The 21,363-nt window shown below is 55.8% G+C and carries 16 protein-coding genes and 2 pseudogenes; 5 read left to right on the top strand and 13 right to left on the bottom strand.

Annotated elements, in window-relative coordinates:
• Positions 1–6 precede the first annotated feature (6 nt).
• From AC0TNJ_RS01670 to AC0TNJ_RS01660, 3 genes are read right to left on the bottom strand one after another with little or no spacing between them, the layout of a single operon-like run.
• Positions 7–1,101 carry an ABC transporter ATP-binding protein gene (locus tag AC0TNJ_RS01670; protein ID WP_473770019.1) on the bottom strand — a complete coding sequence of 365 codons (1,095 nt, stop codon included), beginning with the start codon at positions 1,099–1,101 and terminating at the stop codon, positions 7–9.
• A gap of 39 nt (positions 1,102–1,140) precedes the next feature.
• Entirely contained in the window at positions 1,141–1,959 is an 819-nt protein-coding gene (locus AC0TNJ_RS01665) for an enoyl-CoA hydratase/isomerase family protein (protein WP_473770018.1), read from the bottom strand.
• Positions 1,960–1,964: 5 nt separating this feature from the next.
• Positions 1,965–4,004: an acetate--CoA ligase family protein gene (locus AC0TNJ_RS01660; RefSeq protein WP_473770017.1), complete on the bottom strand. Its 2,040-nt coding sequence runs from the start codon at positions 4,002–4,004 to the stop codon at positions 1,965–1,967.
• 195 nt (positions 4,005–4,199) lie between these two features.
• On the opposite strand from AC0TNJ_RS01660, the gene AC0TNJ_RS01655 reads away from it, so the two are divergent.
• The 5 genes from AC0TNJ_RS01655 to AC0TNJ_RS01635 all read left to right on the top strand — a co-directional run bounded on the left by AC0TNJ_RS01655 (position 4,200) and on the right by AC0TNJ_RS01635 (position 8,998).
• Positions 4,200–4,631, top strand: coding sequence for an acyl-CoA thioesterase (locus AC0TNJ_RS01655; protein ID WP_473767211.1), 432 nt, complete (start codon positions 4,200–4,202; stop codon positions 4,629–4,631).
• Positions 4,628–5,071, top strand: a complete 444-nt coding sequence (locus AC0TNJ_RS01650) for a MaoC family dehydratase (protein ID WP_473770016.1) — start codon at positions 4,628–4,630, stop codon at positions 5,069–5,071. Before AC0TNJ_RS01655 ends, AC0TNJ_RS01650 begins: the two co-directional genes overlap by 4 nt.
• Positions 5,072–5,096: 25 nt before the next feature.
• Positions 5,097–6,134 (top strand): LacI family DNA-binding transcriptional regulator, encoded by a 1,038-nt coding sequence (locus AC0TNJ_RS01645; RefSeq protein WP_473770015.1) that lies wholly within the window; start codon positions 5,097–5,099, stop codon positions 6,132–6,134.
• A gap of 127 nt (positions 6,135–6,261) precedes the next feature.
• Positions 6,262–7,566: a histidinol dehydrogenase gene (gene hisD / locus AC0TNJ_RS01640; protein ID WP_473770014.1), complete on the top strand. Its 1,305-nt coding sequence runs from the start codon at positions 6,262–6,264 to the stop codon at positions 7,564–7,566.
• A gap of 106 nt (positions 7,567–7,672) precedes the next feature.
• Positions 7,673–8,998 (top strand): NAD(P)/FAD-dependent oxidoreductase, encoded by a 1,326-nt coding sequence (locus tag AC0TNJ_RS01635; protein WP_473770013.1) that lies wholly within the window; start codon positions 7,673–7,675, stop codon positions 8,996–8,998.
• Positions 8,999–9,344: 346 nt separating this feature from the next.
• Here AC0TNJ_RS01635 and AC0TNJ_RS01630 read toward each other — a convergent pair whose 3' ends face one another.
• From AC0TNJ_RS01630 to AC0TNJ_RS01585, 10 genes and pseudogenes are all read right to left on the bottom strand, one after another.
• On the bottom strand, positions 9,345–9,704 hold the full coding sequence (locus tag AC0TNJ_RS01630) for a DUF1850 domain-containing protein (protein ID WP_473770012.1): 360 nt from the start codon (positions 9,702–9,704) through the stop codon (positions 9,345–9,347).
• Entirely contained in the window at positions 9,704–11,809 is a 2,106-nt protein-coding gene (locus AC0TNJ_RS01625) for a TRAP transporter permease (protein ID WP_473770011.1), read from the bottom strand. Before AC0TNJ_RS01625 ends, AC0TNJ_RS01630 begins: the two co-directional genes overlap by 1 nt.
• A gap of 135 nt (positions 11,810–11,944) precedes the next feature.
• Positions 11,945–12,898, bottom strand: a complete 954-nt coding sequence (locus AC0TNJ_RS01620; protein ID WP_122002093.1) for a TAXI family TRAP transporter solute-binding subunit — start codon at positions 12,896–12,898, stop codon at positions 11,945–11,947.
• A 187-nt stretch (positions 12,899–13,085) separates the two neighbouring features.
• Positions 13,086–13,457 carry a hypothetical protein gene (locus AC0TNJ_RS01615; protein ID WP_473770010.1) on the bottom strand — a complete coding sequence of 124 codons (372 nt, stop codon included), beginning with the start codon at positions 13,455–13,457 and terminating at the stop codon, positions 13,086–13,088.
• 74 nt (positions 13,458–13,531) lie between these two features.
• On the bottom strand, positions 13,532–14,821 hold the full coding sequence (locus tag AC0TNJ_RS01610; RefSeq protein ID WP_473770078.1) for an alpha/beta hydrolase: 1,290 nt from the start codon (positions 14,819–14,821) through the stop codon (positions 13,532–13,534).
• 100 nt (positions 14,822–14,921) lie between these two features.
• Positions 14,922–17,300 (bottom strand): arylsulfatase, encoded by a 2,379-nt coding sequence (locus tag AC0TNJ_RS01605; protein ID WP_473770009.1) that lies wholly within the window; start codon positions 17,298–17,300, stop codon positions 14,922–14,924.
• Positions 17,287–18,218, bottom strand: a pseudogene (locus AC0TNJ_RS01600) (formylglycine-generating enzyme family protein). Before AC0TNJ_RS01600 ends, AC0TNJ_RS01605 begins: the two are co-directional and overlap by 14 nt.
• 178 nt (positions 18,219–18,396) lie before the next feature.
• The gene (locus AC0TNJ_RS01595; protein WP_473770008.1) at positions 18,397–18,852 is read right to left on the bottom strand and encodes a DUF2721 domain-containing protein; all 456 of its coding nucleotides are present in this window, start codon (positions 18,850–18,852) and stop codon (positions 18,397–18,399) included.
• Positions 18,853–19,069: 217 nt separating this feature from the next.
• Positions 19,070–20,155: an AraC family transcriptional regulator gene (locus AC0TNJ_RS01590; protein ID WP_473770007.1), complete on the bottom strand. Its 1,086-nt coding sequence runs from the start codon at positions 20,153–20,155 to the stop codon at positions 19,070–19,072.
• Between the two features lie 149 nt (positions 20,156–20,304).
• Positions 20,305–21,222: pseudogene (locus tag AC0TNJ_RS01585) on the bottom strand (IS3 family transposase); the annotation flags it as partial.
• Between the last annotated feature and the right edge of the window lie 141 nt (positions 21,223–21,363).

Raw genomic sequence — 21,363 nt, 5'->3', positions numbered from 1 at the left:
GGATTCTTATTTTCTCAGTATTGAAATATCCGAGTTCGATATTTTTGCTTTTATTTTCCCGCCTATCTGCAAAAGTTCATCAGATATATTTTCTGAAGTTCTGAATATCTGAGCCAGAATATTGGATTTGTTTTCCGTCTTGAGATAGACCATCAGGTTGTTGCCCATCATCTGGACATTATCGACTGAAACATTGACGGCTATTTCCTGGTCAGCCGGATGATAGGAGGCCGGCTTGAGGGATATTTTCTCAGGCCTTGCAACAGCGACAAAATCCTGTCCCTGACTGGAAAGGCGGTTCGCTTCGATCCCGCTCATGCCAATGCCCCAGTCATCGGCGAAGAGGCGGTTTTCCCTGATGCTCACGCGGGACTTGTTGCAGTGCCCGACAAACGAAGCGACAAAGCCATCGACGGGCTCGTCGTAGATTTTCCGCGGTGTTCCCCGCTGCACCAAACGCCCACCGCTGAGAATGATGATTTCGTCCGACATCGACATGGCTTCGGACTGGTCATGCGTCACGTAGACGACAGTGCTTCCGGTTTCCCGTTGAATCCGCTTTATCTCGTATTGCAGGCTTTCGCGGAGCTTAAGGTCGAGTGCGCCCAGCGGTTCATCCATCAAAAGCACACGCGGGCCGAAGGAAATCGCACGCGCGACTGCGACACGCTGTTGCTGTCCACCAGACAATTCACGGGGCATGCGCTGAGCAAAGGTGCTCAACTGGACAGCTTCCAGTGCCTTCATGACCTTCTGGTCTGCTTCCGATTTGGCGATTTTCCGCATCCGCAGAGGAAAGCCGACATTCTGTTGGACATTCATATGCGGAAAGAGGGAGTAGTTCTGAAACACCATGCCGATGTTGCGTGCTTCCGGCTTCATCGAAACAATCGAACGGCCATCCAGTAGAATGTCTCCATCGGTGGGCTCGATGAAGCCCGCGAGCATGTTCAGCAGTGTCGTTTTCCCCGAACCGCTCGCCCCCAGAAGGGTGACGAAGGAGCCGGGCTCTATAACCGCATTGAATTTTTCCACTGCGGCCATGTCGCCATAGAGTTTCTGGACATTCCTGAACTCGATACGTCCTCCCGCTTGCGTCATCGTGCACACCTCGTTGAAGTTTTTGTAAAACCCATCTGTCTATGCCTTCGACACCGAGCGGCTCTTCCGCCATTCGACGGCGGCCTTGAGGCCGCTTTCCTTGCGAATGCGCGAGAACTCCATCTTCTCCTCGCCTTCTTCGGCTTCTATTTCCGCACCTGCTTCCAGCGAGGCCAGAAGCGCCTTGCGCATTCCCATCACATCGAAGGTCTGGTTGATGACGCGCTTGAAATAGGCAACGGAAACGGGCGAGGAGCTGACGATCTGCAATGCCATCTCGCGGACGAATTCTTCTCGCTCCGCATCGGGAACGACATGATTGACGATATGCGCCTCTTTGGCGCGCGCCGCATCGAAGCTTTCCAGCCCGCTCATCAGGATTTCCTTGGCGACTTTCGGCCCCGCCAGCCAAGGCAGCATCAGATTGACGCTCGCCGACCCGAACTTGGCTTCCGGCATCCCAAACCGGGTGCTTTCTGCGGCAACGCTCATGTCACAAGCCAGAGCAACCTCGAAACCGCCAGCGAGGCAATTACCGTGGATCGACGCAATCGTGGGCTTCGGACAATCCCAGAAGTTCAGCATGAAATCGAAATTTTCCTGATAGCGCTGTTTCCACGCATCGACGCCCTTGGTATTGCGGACCGCGCTCTGCTTGAGATCGAAGCCGGAGCAAAAGGAGCGCCCCTCGCCGGACACCACAATGACCCGCACGTCGTCATCTGTATTCAGCTTTTGCAGCGCATCGCGAGATTCCGCCATCAGTTCGACGGAGATCGCGTTGTGGATTTGCGGTCGCGCAAAGGTCAGATAGCCGATACCGGTATCTTTGCTGACCTTGATCGTCTCATAGTTCATTCAAATCACTCCGTTGTAACGAGCATGTCGACGATCGACATTTTGCCGTCGCGGATCATGACGGGGTTGAAGTCAATCCCGGTGACGGAAGGGTTGTGTTCGGCAATGGCGCCCACGATGCGCACAATATTCAGAAGGTCGGCGTAGGAGATGCCCTTCTTGCCCCGCGCGCCATTGAGCACGCCAGCGGCCCGCAAGGTCGCTGTGGCCTCTTCGAGATCCCTCTCGTTCAGGGGAAGCAACATCGAGACGCTGTCCTTGAGGATTTCCGTGAAAATGCCTCCGAGGCCGACGGTGATCACCGCACCAAAGCGCTCGTCACGATACATGCCAACGATAAGCTCGAAGTCGGCGGCGAGGAACGGTTGGATCATGGCAAGCGGGCCGCAGCGCGCCGTCAAGTCGTCATAGGCTTGGCCGAGCTCATGACGATCACGGATATTGACGATGACACCGCCGGCTTCCGTCTTGTGTTCTATCTCGCTATTGGCCGTCTTGAGAACGAGCGGGAAGCCGATCTGGTCTGCTGCTTTCAGCAGATCAGCGGCATTGTCGGCAATCGCAAAAGGCGCGATGGGCAACCCAAGTTTCTGCGCGTAGGTGAGCGTCTCATGCGTCGATAACCGGGAAAAATCCTGCACGATCTGAGCGGTTGATATGTCCGCCGCCGCACGGTTCGCGCCGGAATTCCGTTGCCGCGAGTGCCAGCCGATGAACTGTCCGATCGCATAACAGGCAGTTTCGGTCCCCATCAGCACCGGAATGTTTTTCTCCCGCAGCTTGCGCGCGCCGTCACGCGAAATCGTGGAGGACATATTGCCGAAGACGACCACGGGTTTTTCAGTGGCATCGTAAATATCGACGCACGCATTGGATGTCGTTTCCAGGAATTTGCGCCCGTGCACAAGATTGGTGCCGACGCCGACCAATGCCACATTCGGATCCCTGGCGGCGATGATACCGGATTCGGACATCAGCAACTGGCCATCGCCATAACAGTCGATCGGATTGCCCACGACCATGCCCGGATCGAGAATATCCGCCAGAGCCTGCTCGGTCTGCGGCGTGAATTGGCTCAGCGAAAGACCGACGCGGGACGAGACATCTGCGATCAACTGGCGTTCACCGCCTGAATCGCTGACGATGACCGCGCTATCCCCCATAGGGCGTCGGCTGGTGCGGAATACTTCAAGGCAGTCGAGAAACTCGTCGGGATTCTTTGTGACGATCAACCCGTGCTGGCGCGAAATTGCATCGAGAATCTGGCGCGGACTGGACAACCCACCGGAATGCGCCGCGGTAAATCGTGCGCCTGCTTCGCTAAGGCCGACGAACAGGCCAACAACCGGAATCCCCCGCCGTTCAGCTTCGGTCAAGGCTGCGATAAAGCGCTCCGGTTCGCGAATGGTCTCGATCACCAGACCAATCACGCGTGTTTCCGGCAGCGACACGAAATATTCGAGATAGTCGGCAACGCCGGTGGCAATTTCACCGCCCGCGGAGACGACAATATCGAAGCCGAGGTCTCTCTGGCTGCCCACGATGCCAGACCAGGTAGAACCGCTCTGCGAGACGACACAGACGCCGCCGGGCTTCGCATCTGTTGCGGGGACGCCAAATGTCATGGTCACCTTGTCGCGAAAATTGACAAAACCCATGCAGTTGTGACCGCAAATTGCCAGATTGCCTGCCTTGGCGATGGCGGCCATGGCGTCGGGTATTTTGGTATGGGAGCCGGATGCCCTGTCGAAGGCGCGGGATGGAATGAAAAAGCCCTTCACGCCATCGCTTGCCAGACTTTCCAGCGTGGGAACAAGCGCTTCGTCGGGAACGCACAATGCGGCGAAATCGACACCGGAAGAAATGCTGCTGACGTTTGCAAATCCCTCGGCGTTCAGAACCCTCTCGGCACGCGGGTGAATGGCATAGACCCGTCCTTCATATCCGCACCCCTCCAACTCGCCAACAATGCGGCCTCCAACATTGCCAGGCTTCGCACTCGCGCCGATAACCGCGATGCTCTTTGGCCTGAGGAGCTTCCCCATACTGACACTTAACATCCCTCACCTCATGTCGTTTTGCAGGCTTTGCATGCGCATGCAATTTTATTTCTGCTTTCGTGTCAATATGAAATCCATGCTGAATAGAGAAAAATATCAAACTCTATGATTCAGCCATTTTTCCGTATTGACATAAATTGAATACGTATGCAGTTTTGAGGAAACAATTAGGAAACCGTGATGCTGATCCCCTCCCAGGCGACCCGCACAACCATCACTCCGCGAGTGTCCGAGACCGATGGATGCGGCCATATCAACAACACAACCCTGCCGGTCTGGTTCGAGGCGGGAAGGCGCGAGATTTTCAAGGCGATTACCCCTTCTCTGCATTTCTCGGAGTGGAAGCTCAGCCTTGTTGAAATGAACGTGTCGTTCTTGAAACAGATCTATCTGGACGCAGACGTGGAAATATCCACATGGGTTTCAAAGCTGGGGAACAAGAGCCTGACGATCCGCGAAACCGCGAGCCAGAATGGCGTCATCTGCGCGAAAGGCATGATCGTCTACGTGTATTTCGACTATCGGGAGCAGCAATCCTCACGCATTCCCGATGATGTGCGCGCGCGCTTGTTTCCATTTGTTCATGAATCTGTGCAGGAGAACGAAAAATGATCGATGCGCGAAGCTCGGGTTACTATTTCGAGGATCTGACCGTAGGCATGACCGCTTCGCTCACAAAAACGATATCGCAAGAGGATATCGATATGTTCGCGACGGTCACGGGTGACCGCAATCCCGTTCACATCGACGAGGAATGGGCACAGACTACACGCTTCAAGGGCCGCATTGCCCATGGTGTACTGACCGCTGGCCTGATTTCTGCGGTCATGGGCACCAGACTACCCGGACCCGGCAATATCTATCTGAAGCAGACGCTGGAATTCCAGGCGCCGGTGAAACCCGGCGATGTCGTAACCGCCACGGTTACGATCAGAGAACTGATCCCGGAACGCAGGCGTGTGATCCTCGATACCATATGCAGTTGCGGTTCAGTGACCGTCCTGACTGGTGAAGCTCTGCTCAGCGTTCAAACACGTGAAAAGCCGTTGTAACAGCGTTTTAGGCAAAGGGTTTCCCGTGACGACTTTCCATGAGTTGAGCGCCAACAAAAAGGGCATTGCGACGGCAGCCGATGTCGCCAGACTCGCCGGCGTATCGCAGCCGACAGTGTCGCGCGCCCTGGCGGACAATCCGCAGGTCTCGTCAAAAACCCGAAAACTTGTCCAGGACGCCGCTGCCATTCTCGGTTACAGGCCAAATGCCATGGCCCGCAGCCTAAGCCTCCAGCGGTCTGGTTTGATCGCAGTCGTCTGCGGGTCCATGGATAATCCGTTCTACTGGGATATGGTGCGCCAGACCAATGAACGTCTGCAAACGCTCGACCTCCAGGTGTTGCTGTTTTCAGTCGGACCAAACGACAATTTCGACGATATTCTGCACAAGGTCTTGCAGTATCAGGTCGATGGCCTGATCGCTTTATCCGCAGTGCTTTCATCCAGGGCGATCACACAATGCAAGCAGGCTGGATTGCCTGTCATATTGTTCAACCGACATATCGATGATGGCAATCTCAACGCGGTTTGCTGCGATAATTTAGCGGGCGGGCGCGATGTTGCCCGGCTTCTGATCCAGACCGGACATAAAAGTTTCGGCTATATTTCGGGCACCGAAGACACATCGACCAACCGTGATCGCTTCAAGGGTTTTACCGAGCGACTGGCCGAAGCGGGCTTTCCGATGCCCGCTGTAGAACATGGCGATTATACCTATATGGGTGGGCGCGAGGCGGTAAAGCGGCTGATCCTCCAGGGCGACAAACCGGACGCAATTTTCTGCGCGAACGATATCATGGCAATCGGGGCACTGGATGGCCTGCGGATCGACCTCAAGCTGAACGTTCCCGAAGACATTTCCGTTGTCGGTTTCGATGACATTGCCATGGCGGGCTGGTCAGGCGTGGAACTGACCACGGTGCAACAACAAGGCGACAGAATGATCGGCGCCACCCTCGATATACTCAAGGCCAATATTGAAAATCCGGATATGGAGCCTGTCTTTCATCTTGAGCCGGGCCGGTTGATCATTCGCAAGACCGTGCGTCTCGGCATGACATAGCCCCCCGCAAACGACTTCACGAATTTAAGCATGGAGGAGCATTCGGCTCACCCAGAGGGTTCGCTGCGGCCTGACACAGGCCCGGATTTTCAAGTTTGGATCGAACAATCTACGCAAGGATCATGACATGATTAGAGTACTGAAAGATCGCACCGCTTCAGCAAAGGAATTTCAGCGGAATAATGATGTTCCGCATATCGTGCAATCGATCATCGAGGATGTCCGCCAAAAAGGCGACGAGGCTGTGCGCGCCTATTCAGTCAAGTTCGACAATTGGGATCGCAGCGACTATCGGCTTACCAAAAAGGAGATTCTGGATTGCGTTGCCGAACTTCCACAAAAGGCGCTTGACGACATAAAGTTCGCTCAGGAGCAGGTCCGGAACTTCGCCGAGCATCAGAAATCCTGTCTGCTTGACCTTGAAGTCGAAACCCTTCCCGGCGTCATTCTGGGGCACAAGAATATCCCGGTCGATTCCGTGGGCTGCTATGTTCCCGGCGGCAAATATCCTCTCCTTGCTTCGGCACATATGTCGGTTATCACAGCGCGGGTCGCGGGTGTCGACCGGATTGTGACCTGTGCGCCGCCCTTTCAGGGCAAACCGGCCCCGGCAATCGTCGCAGCGCAACATCTGGCCGGTGCAGACGAAATCTATTGCTTTGGTGGCGTTCAGGCCATGGCCGCTTTTGCGGTCGGAACCCAGACCATCAATCCCGTCTCCATGCTGGTCGGCCCCGGCAATGCTTATGTCGCTGAGGCCAAGCGCCAATTGTTCGGACAGGTTGGTATTGATCTGTTTGCCGGCCCGACAGAAACGCTGGTCATTGCCGACGAAACCGCCAATGCAGAAATTTGCGCAACCGATCTATTGGGGCAAGCAGAACATGGACCGGATTCTCCCGCTATCCTTCTGACAACGTCGCGCCCGCTGGCGGATGCAACACTGCGCGAAATCGACCGTCTTCTCGAAATTCTGCCAACGGCTGCCATCGCCCGCCAATCATGGGGCAATTACGGACAGGTCATCCTATGCGACACCGAAGAAGAGATGATCACCGAGGCTGACCGGATTGCTTCCGAGCATGTTCAGGTCATGACCAGAGATCCTGATATATTTAAGGATCGGATGAAGAACTACGGCGCTCTTTTCCTCGGCGCGCGCACCAATGTCGCTTACGGTGACAAGGTGATCGGCACCAACCATACCTTGCCGACTTTGGGAGCCGCCCGTTACACGGGTGGATTGTGGGTTGGAAAATTCATCAAGACCTGCACCTATCAGAAAGTGCTGACGGATGAGGCCAGCGTCAGCATCGGCGAATATTGCTCCAGACTGTGCATGCTCGAAGGTTTCGCCGGCCATGCCGAGCAGGCCAATATTCGCCTGCGGCAATATGGCGGCAAAAACGTCCCCTATGCGCAAAGCGCATGAAGCTGATACCTCCCATGCCTGCCGGTTCAAGACGATATCCTCGTGTGTCGTCTTGAACCGAGATCCGCATAATCCCTGACACAAATCAGCTCCGATCGGATTAAAGATGCTTTCCTCTCCATCCGTCCATTATCATCCGCAATCACCGCTGCCCTCGTCGGCGGACGTCGTTATCATCGGTGGCGGAATTATCGGTGTTTGCGCGGCTTACTATCTCGCACAGCGCAAGGTGTCGGTTTTGCTGGTCGAGAAAGGCCGTATCGCCGCCGAGCAATCAAGTCGCAACTGGGGCTGGGTACGCCAACAAGGCCGGGACGAGGTTGAAATCCCCCTTGCGCGCGAAGGTCTGAATCTATGGGGCAAATTACAGGAGAACGGCCGAGAACTCGGCTTTCGAACATCAGGCATTTTATGGGCGACAGACAAGCCTGAAGAGCTTGCGAGCTGGGAAAAATGGGCGGCCAAAGCTGTCGATTTCGGTGTTCACAGCCAGATATTGGGGAAAAGCGACGTTGACGCGCGCATGCCGGGAAGTGCGAAGAACTGGGTTGGCGGGATGCTCACCAGCACAGACGGACGCGCCGAACCATCGCTCGCAACTCAAGGCATTGCCCAATATGCCCGCGATGCAGGCGTCGTTATTCTGGAGAATTGTGCGGCGCGTGGTGTCGAGACCAGCAATGGCCGCATTTCAGGCGTGGTGACAGAACTGGGCAGTGTCAGAACCAGCAACGTTATCGTGGCCGGCGGCGTCTGGTCGAGTATGTTCTGTCGGCAACACGGCATCGATTTCCCGCAAGCCGCAGTCAATGCTACGGTTTTCAGAACTGCTGGCAATCTCACCATTCCAACCGGCGCTGTTGGAACCCCGACAGTCTGTATACGCCAGCGTTTGGACGGTAGCGTGACTGTTGCCTATAAGGGCAAGGGAACGCTTGATATGACGCCGGACTCGCTACGTTATGCGCGCAAATTCTGGCCGATGTTTCTGGCGCGTCGCAAGGATCTCAAAATCAAGGTCGGCCGTACGTTCCTCTCCGGTCTCGCGAACCGCAACTGGACCTTGGATCAGATAACGCCCTTCGAAAAAGTGCGTATTTTAAACCCCGCTCCCGAACAATCATTGATCGACGCTGCGAAAGCCGAACTGCAAAAGATATTCCCGGCGGCTGCCGGGGCAGGCGTTGCGGAAGCCTGGGGAGGGGCGATCGACTGGACGCCGGATTCCCTTCCGATCATATCGCCAATCGAACAATTGCCAGGCCTCTATCTCGCATCGGGCTTCAGCGGCCATGGTTTCGGAGTTGGACCTTCGGCTGGTCACCTCATCGCCGATATTGTTACAGGCGATAAGCCAATCGTCGATCCTCAGCCTTATCGCTATGGGCGACTGTTTGAAAACGCGTCCTATGGAATGCGCGGTGCATTGTAGATGCCTGCTCGTCATGTCAGGTCTTGGAATATCCCTGCCGTGTCCCCTTGCGATATCCTTGGGGCGCAAAAGGGGGCTGAAACTGCCTGTATAGCTTGCTCGCGCTGCGATGCGATGCGAGAACACATTGACTGCGTTCATGGGCTTCAGCCAACTCCTACGCGCAATGATCTGATTGCGTTGAACTCAGTCTGAGCCCAATGCATGTCTCCCAAAAGTGGGAACCGCCTTCGCGGGGAAATCAGTTCACTGGACTGATTTCTGATCCCGCTACGATGGGATAAAGACATGCATGAAAACAAAAACTTAAAGCGTGTCATATGACTATGATAAAGCGCGACACGCTTTAGTTGCACGGGAGGATACGTATTGGCTTTTCTTCCGTTTTGCCCAGTTCCATGCATTTTTGGTCCGAGCAGAAAGTCCAGCCTCCAGTCGTCTTGCCGGACGCAGCGAGGACAATTTCATGGCGCGGAGGAATGTTTGGATGGTAAATATACCACCCTTCCTTGAAAACAGCATCTGCCGGAGGCTCCATGCCCGCGCCGGAGCCTTTGATGCGGGCCTCGGACAATACCAATCCCTGCGCCGTGACAGTCCAAAATTCGTGCCACGGCACTTTTTCAACGCTGTGCGTCCAAGATAGAATAAAACTTGTGGCGGCGATTTTCAGAACGCCGCCAGCCGTTGCAATACAGACAGCCATCAACCTGATGACGCGACGATGGAAGGCCGCGATCTCCAGAAGTGCCAGGCAAGAAAGGCAGCACAGGCTGCAAAACCGAGCTCATCGCTATAGGGATAGGTTGCAAGCATCAGCGCGATGGCAACGAAGGCCCATATGCGCTCCCACATATTCAGCGGTGTTCGCAGATGCCCGATAGCGGCAGCTCCCCAAAGCAGGATACTGAGTAGCGCCTTGACGATCATATAGGCGAAGGCAAGCCAGAAGCCGAACCGTTCGGTAAGCGGGCCCCCCTCCTGAAGCATGATAACCGGCTCATATACTGCCATGAACGGCACGGCAAACCCTGCCACCGCGATCCGGATCGCCTGCATACCGATCTTCATGCCGGATTCTCGCGCGATTGGCGCCGCTGCGAAAGCTGCAAGTGCTACGGGCGGCGTGAGATCAGCCATAATGCCGAAATAGAAGACGAACATATGCGACACCAAAAGCGGCACATCGAGGTGAAGAAGCGCGGGACCGGCGATAGAGGAAGTAATGATGTAGTTCGGAATGGTTGGTATGCCCATGCCGAGTACGAGGCAGGCCAGCATGGTCAGTATCAGCGAGAAGAACAGAGAATTCTCACCAACGCTGACGATCACACGGGCAAAGGTCGAACCGGCACCGGTCAGCGCCAGAACACCGATGATGACGCCGACCAGAGCACAGGCAACGCCCACGGGCAGCGCATTCTTGGCGCCTTCTGCGAGGCTTTGGAGGCAGAGATTCAATGTCTCGCGGCCGCCGCGCACCAGAAAGTTTATCGCAACCAGCACCGCAACAAGACCAATGATGAGCGTAATGCCGCGCAGGGCGTAGCCGAAGATATTGAACGTCGTACCGAAAGCCGCTGCCGACATGATGCCGAGCGCAACCCAGAACAGTACCCGCAGAGGCATCGACATGGAACCGGAAACCGGTACGCCGAGGATAATGAGGGCAGTCAGGCTGAGGCCCACAGTGCCCGCAAAAAGTGGCGTATAGCCTGAGAAGAGGAGCCATACCAAAGCGACGAGCGGCAGAACCAGAAACCAGCGCTTTCTGATGGCATCGAGGGCGCTCGGCATTTCGCTCTTGTTGAGCCCCTTCATTCTGAGGCGGCGTGCTTCGAGATCGACCATCACGAAGACGGTTATGAAGTAAAGAATGGCGGGAACGACTGCCGCCTTGACGATTTCGACATAGGGCAGACCGAGCGTTTCCGCCATAATGAATGCAACCGCGCCCATGACCGGCGGCATGATCTGGCCACCCATCGACGCCACGGCTTCGACGCCGCCCGCAAAGGCCGGACGGAAGCCGGACCGCTTCATGAGCGGAATGGTAAAGGCCCCCGTCGTCACGACATTGGCGACGCCGGAGCCATTGATTGTTCCCATAAGAGCCGACGAAATCACCGAGACCTTTGCCGGACCGCCGCGCGACGCACCGACCGTGCCCATGGCAATATCGTTGAATAGCTGGATCATGCCTGCACGTTCGAGAAATGCGCCGAACAGGATGAAAAGAAAAATATAGCTCGACGAGACATAGATCGGCGTGCCGTAAATTCCTTCTGTTCCCAGAAACAGAACTTCGATCACCTGCTCGAAATCATATCCGCGATGATTGAACGGGTGCGGCAAATATTGCCCGAACAGGCCGTAGGCCAGAAAAATCGCGCAGATGAGCGGCAGGGTCCAGCCCATCATCTTTTTTCCAGCCCAGAAAACGAGGGCGACCACAAGAATGCCGATCACGATATCGAGCGTATTCGGTTCGCCCGCCCGGACCACCAGATCTTCGTAGAAAATCCAGTGATAGAGACTGAGCGCGAAAGCAACGATGGCTGCGAGCCAGAGAGCTGCCCGTTTTGCTGCTGCGGTGCTTGCATTGGCGTAAAGGCCGAAGAGGAGCAGAAGCAGAAATCCGACATGAACCGAGCGGACCACCTGACTTGGCAGCGGTGAATAAGCGGAAGTCCAAAGCTGGAAAACCGAAAAAGCCACGGCGATGGCAAACAGGATCTTTGCACCTGCGCCGGAGCCCCAGGCGGGAATGTGCTCGGCCGATTCTACGGCGCTGTTCTCGTTCTGCGTCATGAACGGACCTTCATCAGATTATGCATGTTGAGTCACGGAAACGATCCAATCGAGAAGGATTGGGTGTCGGCTGTCAGAAAAGCGGCGGTACCGGGATGTCGCCCAGTACCGGCCGCCGACGGGGTTGCCGCCAGTCTATTCGATGCCTTTTTCCTTGTAGTAACGCAGCGCGCCCGGATGAACCGGAACTGGTGACACAATGGTGCTCTTGTCGAGCTTGATCGCCTTTGCCGAAGCATGGGCAGCCGCAAGCTGGTCGAGATTTTCGAAGAGCCCCTTGGTCATCTGGTAGACGAGTTCTTCGTCGAGATCCGGCCGGACGATCAGATAATTGATCACGGAGGCCGTCACGACATCCTTGTCCTGTCCGCTATAGGTATTGGCCGGGATCGTGTTGACCTGATAAGGCGCGCCGATCTTTTCGATAACATCTGCCGGAACTTCCACAACGTTGATATCCACAGAGTTGGCAAGATCGCGGAGCGAGGCCACGCCAAGCCCTGAAGATTGCAGGGTTGCATCCAGCTGGCGGTTCTTCATGAGTTCGACAGATTCTGCAAAGGGCAGATATTCGATCTTGCCCAGATCGTCATAGGATAGCCCGGAAGCTTCCAGAATGGTGCGTGCATTCAGTTCGGTGCCCGATTTCGGAGCGCCGACAGAAAGGCGCTTTCCCTTGAGATCGGCCAATGTCTTGATGCCGGACTCCTTGGAGGCGACTATCTGAACATAGTTCGGGTAGATTGCCGCAAGGGTATTCAGATTGGTGAGTTTCTTCTTGAAGCCAGCAGCTTCATTGCCTTCATAGGCATCGCGCAGGGAATCGCCGAGCGTGAATGCCACTTCGCCGCGCCCGCTATTGATGAGATTGATATTTTCAATGGATGCCTTCGTCGCCTGAACCGACGGACGTACGTCTGGAATACCCGAATAAATTTTCTCCATGGCAACGCCGAGCGGATAGTAGACGCCGCTGGTGCCGCCAGTCAGAATATTTACAAATTCCTCGGCCTTTGCTTGGGCAGCGCCCAAGACAAGGCCCAACGCGGTCGCCAGCGAAACTGCCGTTTTCCGATTAAAGATCTGCATATTGCCTCCTCACTCCAATAATCTTGCCATGGCGCAAACACGACAACTAAGCGGGAAGTTTTTGCAGATTACTTCCCGCCGCATTCATGCCGTCCTCCCACGGAACTGAGGAAACGCTAACGCATTCAGGAAAGAATCCCAAACGTTTTTGACCGTTATTACCAACCAGTTAGTTTTTAATATTTATTTAGAAGGAAACGAAATGCTGCGACCATCGCGCAGACTGGACCAGGCCGGCAAAGGTCTGCATCGTTAGATCGGCACCGTGGGCAAGAATGCCTCCGCGCGCGTCGCCCCGCCCGGATATCTTCGTATACATAATATCGGCCAAGAGGCTGAAAGGTCCCTTCCGGGCTTCACCCATCGCCATGGCGCCGAATTCGAGATTGTCGAAAATATCGTCGAAACTCGCATCGACATACACGCTCGGCAGCCCGAACTGGGCAGCCTCGCCCGACGGGCCAGTCGCCCAGAAATAAGGGGAGAAGGAGAAGATCCGTCCGCAGTCGGTCCTCGTCTGGCCGCGATCACGGCCAAACCGCGAACCAGGTGGTTTCATGGTCACTCCTGTTGCATTGCCGCTGCGACGTCTCTTGTTTGTCTTTAGGGCTGCCGGTTATCACGTTCGTTGGCCTATCGGCCGCAATTGCCCTGTTTCGCCCAGCCGGTCCTTCCGCATTCAGCGTTACCCGAACCAGCGGGCACGCTGACCAACGCCTCGACATGGTCGGCGTAGTTCTGCCGCGAGTTCTGCTCCACGATTGCAGTCGGCGCGGCGACGATGAGGCCAGCGGCGGTTCCAACGGTGTGCGAGGCCCCGACGGACGCGGTCAAGATGTGGCCGCCCAGTCCGAGGCGGTTGTCGGTCAAGGTCTGGCCGGATGATAGCCGGTTGCCGATGAGCTGTACGATCTGCGGCGATTCCGCGAATTTTGCATGATGTAGACCGTCCCCGGCCTTGATCTTGGTCAGGTCGATAACCGTGACCCCGTTGGTCGCCAGTTCCTCTTTGTAAGGGGACTGTTCTGGATCGATGGCGCCCAGGCGGGAAACATTGCCCCAGACACGCCGGGAAACGGCGAGAGCGCGGTCGTCACGGGAGACAAACAACGTAAAGCGTGGTCTTTGCCGGCCCATGTCGGCAATCTGCGAACCGAATACATCTACGTCCACATCGGGCGCCGCGAGCATGACGTTTCTGAACTTTGCCGGAAGGCGACCGTTACGAATGGCCATCTGGCGTAGGGATTCCAGCGCGAGCCAGTTGCCCATCGAGTGGGCGAGGATTGAAACCTCCTTGACCTGCGGATCGCGCGCCAGATACTGGAACAGGTCTTCCACCGCGTTGCGCGTATAGTTGGTGCTTTCACGATCGTAACCATAGGCCAGCAAGCTGCCACGCGAGGGCCATGTCGCCAGCACCGGCACGCTGCGCGCGCCAGAATCATGGACGATCTGCGCGAAACGGAAAACCGCGTCTTCAAATTGATTGTTGAACCCGTGAATAAAGACCAGGACGCTGCCGTCCGGGCTCTTGCGGACACGCGCGTGCAGCCATTTCTCTGCTGAATCGCGATCGATTTCGGCAGCTTTCAAGGTAGCGAAATCGTGCGCGGGATCGGGCGGAAGCTTGCGCGGCCACGCGACCTCGCCAGCCTTGCGAGAGGCGTTCGGCGGGATGGAAACCGTGATCTCCGCGAATGACGGGCTGGCGCGCTCGCCCGTGAACATCACGCCCGGCTTTTTCGCCCGTTCGCGGGTGGTCGTGACCAGCATTTCGACGCGGGAAGCGGATGGATCGGCTGCGACCGGTTCAAGTACACCCGTCGGACGGGTTGCGCAGGCCTGCAAAAGCAGAACGCTCACGGCTATTGCCCATCCTGAAAATCGCCATGATCCGGCACGTTCGTGAAGACGCCACATTGATTGATCCGTCATTTCATAATCCACTGGCAGTCCAGTCGGGAGCGGCGAGTGAACCCGCCGCTCCCGTTTTTCCCGATACCCTGTGCGCGGGACGGGCTCACTTCAGATATTCGACCTTCAGGCGCGGTATCTTTCCGTTGAAAGCGAAGGGCTTGCGGTCGAAATAGGCAAGAGAGACCGGCGAATAGCTATCCCTGCCGACATCGAAAGAGTCGTTGGCGGTAAAGGTGAGGGGAGCTGAACGGGGCACCCGGCCTTTGACGACCTCGCTTCCGTTGACGCGGATGGTGACATCGAGAGGGGCGTCATGGTTAGTGCCCGCCCTGCGCGTTTCGACCTCGATGTCGACCTTGCCGGTCGGCAGCGGCTGTGAGGTTTCAAGCAGCGTCCGCTCGATTTCAAAGAGATTATACTCGTAAGAAAGCTTGCCGTTTTCCACCCATAGCGATACGCCGCCCGAAAACGCGCCGAGCGCGTAAAGCACGCCTTCGGAATCCGGTTTCAGCTCCACTTCTACCTTCACCAGATTGCTGCGTGCGCCGATTTTCGGTGCCGCAAACTCCGGCACGCCGATGACGTCCTGCGTATAATGAAACTCGGTCGCCGGATTGGATGGCGCGTCCTCAGGATGGAAGACGGCGGACCAGAGCCCGCCGCCAACCGGGAACACCTTGTTGGCTTCGGCCTGCGTCTGGAAGGATTGCGTGAGTTGCTTCACCTTGTCGGGATGATCCGCCGCGACATCCTTAGCCTGCGAATAATCGGTCTTCAGATCGTGAAGCTCCCACTTGTCGTTAGTCGGGCTCCATTTGAAGATGGCGGGATCAAGGCCCGGCTTCCATGGTGTGCGGGGACCGAAAACAGAGGCGATCCACTCATCTTCATAGATGGCCCGACTGCCCATGATCTCGAAATACTGTGCCTTTTTCTGCCCTGGAGCCTGCGGCGCGTCGAAACTATAGGCCATGCTGACCCCGTCGAGAGGGTCTTGGCTAATGCCGTCGACAAGCTTGGGTGGCTGAATGTCAAGAATGTCGTAGATAGTCGGTACGATATCGTTGACATGGTGGAACTGCGCGCGCGGGGTCTTGTCGGGCTTGATCTTGCCGGGCCATGATATGACCAGCGGCGTCCGCGTTCCGCCGAAATGCGCCGCGACCAGCTTGGTCGAGCGATGCGGCGTAGACCCGGCCCAGGCCCAGCCGGCATGATACATGTTGTCGGCTTTCGGCGAACCGAGAACATCCATCCCACCCAACTCGTCCATGGTACGGATGTGATCCTTGATCTCGCTGGCGATGCCGTTTTGCGCCAGCAATTCGCTGATCGTGCCGTTCTGACCCTCAGCGCTTGATCCGTTGTCTCCCCAGACATAGAAGATGAGGGTGTTGTCGCGAATACCCAGTTCGTCGAGCGTTTCTATGAGACGTCCGGCCTGCGTATCTGCATGTTCGGTGAAGCCGGCGAAAACCTCCATCAAACGGCGTTGGAACGGTTTCTCGTCGTCTGGAATATCCTTCCATCCGGCAAGCGTTTCAGGGCGCGGCGTAAGCTGGGTGTCCTGCGGTATCCAGCCAAGATTTTTCTGCTGGGCGAAGACCCGCTCGCGCATGGCGTCCCAACCATCGTCAAACTTGCCTTTATATTTGTCCGCCCAGTCCTTGAAAATATGATGTGGTCCATGCGAGGCGCCGGGAGCCCAATACATCAGAAAGGGCCGGTCCGGAGTTAGTGCGCGGACCTGTTTCATCCACGAAACTGCCTTGTCCGTCATATCCTCGGTGAAATGATAGCCCTCCTTGCCGTGCGACGGGTCTATACGCACAGTATTCTCAACGACAGCAGGTTCCCATTGCGAGGATTCCCCCGCGAGGAAGCCGTAAAAATAGTCGAATCCGATGCCCTCGCCAGCCGGCCAGTCAGTATAAGGGCCGACTGCGGTCGTTTCGTTGGCGGGTGTATTGTGCCATTTGCCGAAAGCGCCCGTAGCGTATCCGTAGCTACCTAAGACCTTGGCGACAGTCGCAGAGGTGCGGGGTATCCGCCCAGTATAGCCATCCCAATCATTCGCAAGTTCGGCGATCTGGCCGTTGCCGACGCGATGATGATTGCGCCCCGTCAACAGAGCTGCACGCGTAGGCGAACACATCGCGGCATTGTGGAAGCGATTATACGCAACGCCTTCCTCGGCGAGCCGGCTGAGGGTCGGCGTCGTAATCACCCCACCGAAAGTTCCGGGAAGCGCTGGACCGACATCGTCAAGCATGATGATAATGATATTCGGTGCGTTGGCTGGAAGATGAGACTGTTTGGGCAGTGGCTTAAAGGTGGAATCGGCAATCGTCGGCCCCGCCTTGCTTCCGGAGGGTGTCGCCGGGAAAGGAAGTGACTCCTGCGCCAGCGACGGCGTTGCCAGTAGCAAAACCGCAGTGCTACCCCCCAGCCATCCCGCCTTCAGCCTTTTAAGGATTTTCATTCATTCCTCCTGATCTGATAACACATCTGAACCCGACGTGAGAGGTCGAGGTATCTATCGCCTCGGCATGCCTTGCCGCGGGGCGGTACCGGCGGCAGTAATTTGGCGCGCACAGATGCGAACCGCCTTTCAGCACTTTGCGCGGTATCCTGATTTCGGGCTGGCATGGATCGTAGCTCAGGCTCTCGATACCGCCGCGCGGGTTTTTCGGGATGCAGCAGGGTTTTGCGACATCGGCCTCATGTCGGTCGGTATACCAGTCCGACGTCCATTCCCAGACATTGCCGATCATGTCGTGGAGACCGTATCCGTTGCAGGGGAAGGCCAGCACTGGGGATGTGCTCGGATAACCGTCTTCAGCACTGTTTAGTGTCGGGAAAATGCCCTGCCACGTGTTCGCCATATGACGTCCGCTGGGGGTGAATTCCGCACCCCGGCATAGTCGGCACCCTCCAGTCCGCCACGGGCGGCAAACTCCCATTCGGCCTCCGTCGGAAGGTCCTTACCCTTCCATCGCGCGTAGGCAAGCGCATCGTGATAGGTGATATGGACTACGGGATGGTCGCCCAGGCCATCAATGTCGCTTCCCGTACCGTAAGGTTTGTGCCAGCAGGCTCCTTCGCGGAACGTCCACCACTGGGTCCAGTCGTTCAGGTCGACAGTGTCTTTCGGCTGCTGAAACACCAGCGAGCCAGCATACAGCATGTCTGGAAGAATGCCGGGATAATCCTTCGGATCTGGCGGATATTCTGCGCAGGTGCGGTAACCGGTCGCCGTGACGAATTCAGCAAACGCGGCATTTGTCACGGGCGCCCTGTCCATAAGGAAACCGTCAACGGTGACACGGTGAGCAGGAGCTTCTTCTGGGTAGTGCCTGTCGGACCCCATAAGAAAAGTCCCGCCTTGGATGAAAATCATATCCGCACGCTCAGCTTCGCGAGCGGCGATGCTAGCCGAACTCCTCCCCACGTTTTCCCCTTCTTGATACCCTCGGCAATCGAGCGCCTATCGCGCTTTGCTAAAATCTTAGGGTAAATATGATTGCGGGACTTATCATTTCGCGCCAACTGATTTGGGAAAACGCGAGCCCTAGGTATCAATCGAATTTGCTCGGCCGATACGCTTTGCGCATCTGTCGCAGCATATTACGACCCGCTACAGCCAGTTCGAATAAAAACGCGGCCAGCGAGAGCATCAGAAAAACCACGGCGCCACCAAAAAACCAGAAAAGATTTTCCTGCCGGATACCTATCGCGAGCGTCCCCGCCAACAGGTTGAGGACCGCTGCCCCCGTACAAATACCCGCCGCCGCACCGAAAAACGCCGCTATCTCCAATGCAAACACGCGACGGCGCAGGTAGGCGAGCTGCACCTGCACCGCCGCCGTATTCTTCTCAGCTTTTTCAACGATCTCATTTAACCGATCCGAGAGCTTTGCGAGGCGACCAACATAAATGTTTACAAAGCCGGCGGTCCCAGCCAGGAGAAAAACGGGCGAAAGGGAGGTCTGTATGACTTCCGCAAAATGGCTGGCTGTGGATGGAGTGTCCATGTGTGAATCTCAAAGAGCGGTTCGGCCCGATGGCGATACCTGGGGCGGCTGGGCAATCAATTCTGCTTTCCTCGAAAGTCTGCGTCAACATTGAATAAGCCCTGCATTGTTCTATGACGTTCGGTTCAAATCTTATCCTTTCGCGCCAATCGGCGGGAGAAGTCCAATTAATAGTACCGATAATAATATCGAGACTGGCCAGCGGGATGCATTCCAGCTAGCTTCGCACCCTCATGCGATATTCACGCGGGCTTAGCCCGGTCACGTTGCGAAAAGCGCGTGAAAATCCTGTCGGCGACGCATAGCCCAGATCTTCCGAGATAAGGGTGAGCGACAGCCCACGCTCTTGGAGCAACTCCGTTGCTCGCTTGATCCTCATCATTCCCGTCAGGCTGCGAAATTCCGTGCCGGCAAAGTGAAGTTCCCGTTGCAGGGTCCGCACACTGATATCCATAGATTGCGCAACCTTATCGATCGACACGTCACCCATATGGAGGTGGACCCGGATCTGCTCCTGAATGACATCTAGCATCTTTTGCGGAGCCCCACCCGATTGATCACGTGCGACATCCTGTATGGTAATGAGGGGGCGTGCTGCCTGGATACAGGCAGCCGCCATGCTGTGCCGCGACAGCACGACTGACACCGCCGGCGCATTGAATAGAACCGGACATTGGAACACGTCCTCATAAAGTGAGGACTGAGACGGTTTCTCGATATCCAGTTCGACGCGTGATGGTCGCCAGTACTGTGACAGATACGCCTTCACGACGCTCATCAATTCGCCGGCGGCAGCGCATGCCACGACATGATAGCCCGGAGCGCCAGCGAGCGCGAATTTATATGTAAATCGCACCTCGTCGGCATGGGCCGTGGCGGACAATGTGTCATAAGTGCTGTGATATGGCAGCGCCGCAATCGCCCGATCAATGGCCTGTCCGAGCGTATCGGCGCCCAGCACATATCGCCCAAAGGCACCGTAGGTGGCCACATTCATGTCCGGAACAAATAAAACCCCGAGGTTGGTATCGCCTGCTGCCCTGGCCGCAACATCTACGAATTTTACTACCGATTTCTGGGGAACGAAGCAGCTTCTTTCTTCGATTATCTCGGCGTCGAAGCCCGCAACACGGTTAGCGCGTTGCAAAGCCTTCTCCCCAATGTGACTCCGAATAAATTCTGGCACCCCTTGCAATACATAACTGGCAATAACAGGAACTCTCGCCATTATACATCCCCCACCCTCATTTAAATAATAGTTCTCTTCACGGTTGGCGGCAACTGCGGCAAAAATGCTTATCAATACTGGAGCCTCAAGCAAGTATTGAAACAGGGATTGCGTTGATTCTGATGAAACAGTTTCGAAAAAATAGAAACTGCAGGAAATTCGCGACAAATTTTAGGGTTGTGTTCATGGCCTGTAAGCCAACCAGATGTTGGACTTGCCCTTATTTAGTGGAGAGGTTCTGTCACTAATTTACGATTCATAGTCTCGAACTGGATCGGTGATTTATATCCGAGGGCAGAATGTCTGGGCACAGGATTATAGAAGCCGTCAATGTATTCGCCAATGGCTTTGATTGCATCCTTGCGTGTGTAGAACACAGTTCGCCACATCAGTTCTGACTTGATCGTCTTGAAGACGGTTTCGGCCATCGAATTATCATAAAAATTTCCTCTTCCACTTATTGATGGAAGCATTTTGTGAGCTTCGAGAATTCTGCGATACTCATAACTGGCATATTGGCTTCCCCTGTCCGAGTGTTGGATCAGTCCCGGCTTTGGTTGCCGGATTGCAATAGCCTTCTTCAAAGCACAGATCGCCAGATCCTTTTTCATCCGATCCCGTGTTTCCCAGCCGATAATACAACGAGAGAAAAGATCGACAACAATTGCCAGATACAGCCAACCTTCTGCGGTCCATATGTAACTGATATCGACACCCCATTTCTGATCTGGTCCATCACAAGTGAAGTCCTGATCCAGAAGATTGGGAGCGACAGGCTCACCATGATTGCTGTCGGTCGTGCGTTTGAAGCGAGTTTTCTGCCGGGCCTTAAGACCGTTTTCACGCATCAGTCTCGCCGTGCGGTGACGACCTGCCCGAATGCCTTGTTCGTTCAGTTCGACATGCATTCGAGGGCTACCATAGGTTTCACGTGACAGTGCAAACTGATTGCGAATATGCGCCAGAATAACCATGTCATCAAGCTGGCGGCGGCTAGGGACGCGATGCTTCCATGCAAAATAACCACTGATGCTGACACCTGCGAAGGCGCACAAACGCGACAGAGACATATGGACCTTCTCCGTATCGATGAAGGCAAAACTCATCGACTTGTCTCTCGAGCGAAGAAGGCCGTCGCATTTTGGCCTGCTGCCGGTTTCGTGGACACCGAGTTAAGGTGTTTCCGATGAAACTGGAGCGCATGAATGCAACGAAGGAAATTCAGCCGCGAGTACAAGCTTGAGGCAGTGAAGTTGGTGCGAGAGCGCGGGGTCAGTGTTGCG

The organism is Ochrobactrum sp. PL_is483 (assembly GCF_055816855.1).
Note: the sequence above shows the minus strand (reverse complement) of the source record. Positions and strands in the feature narration are given on the sequence as shown.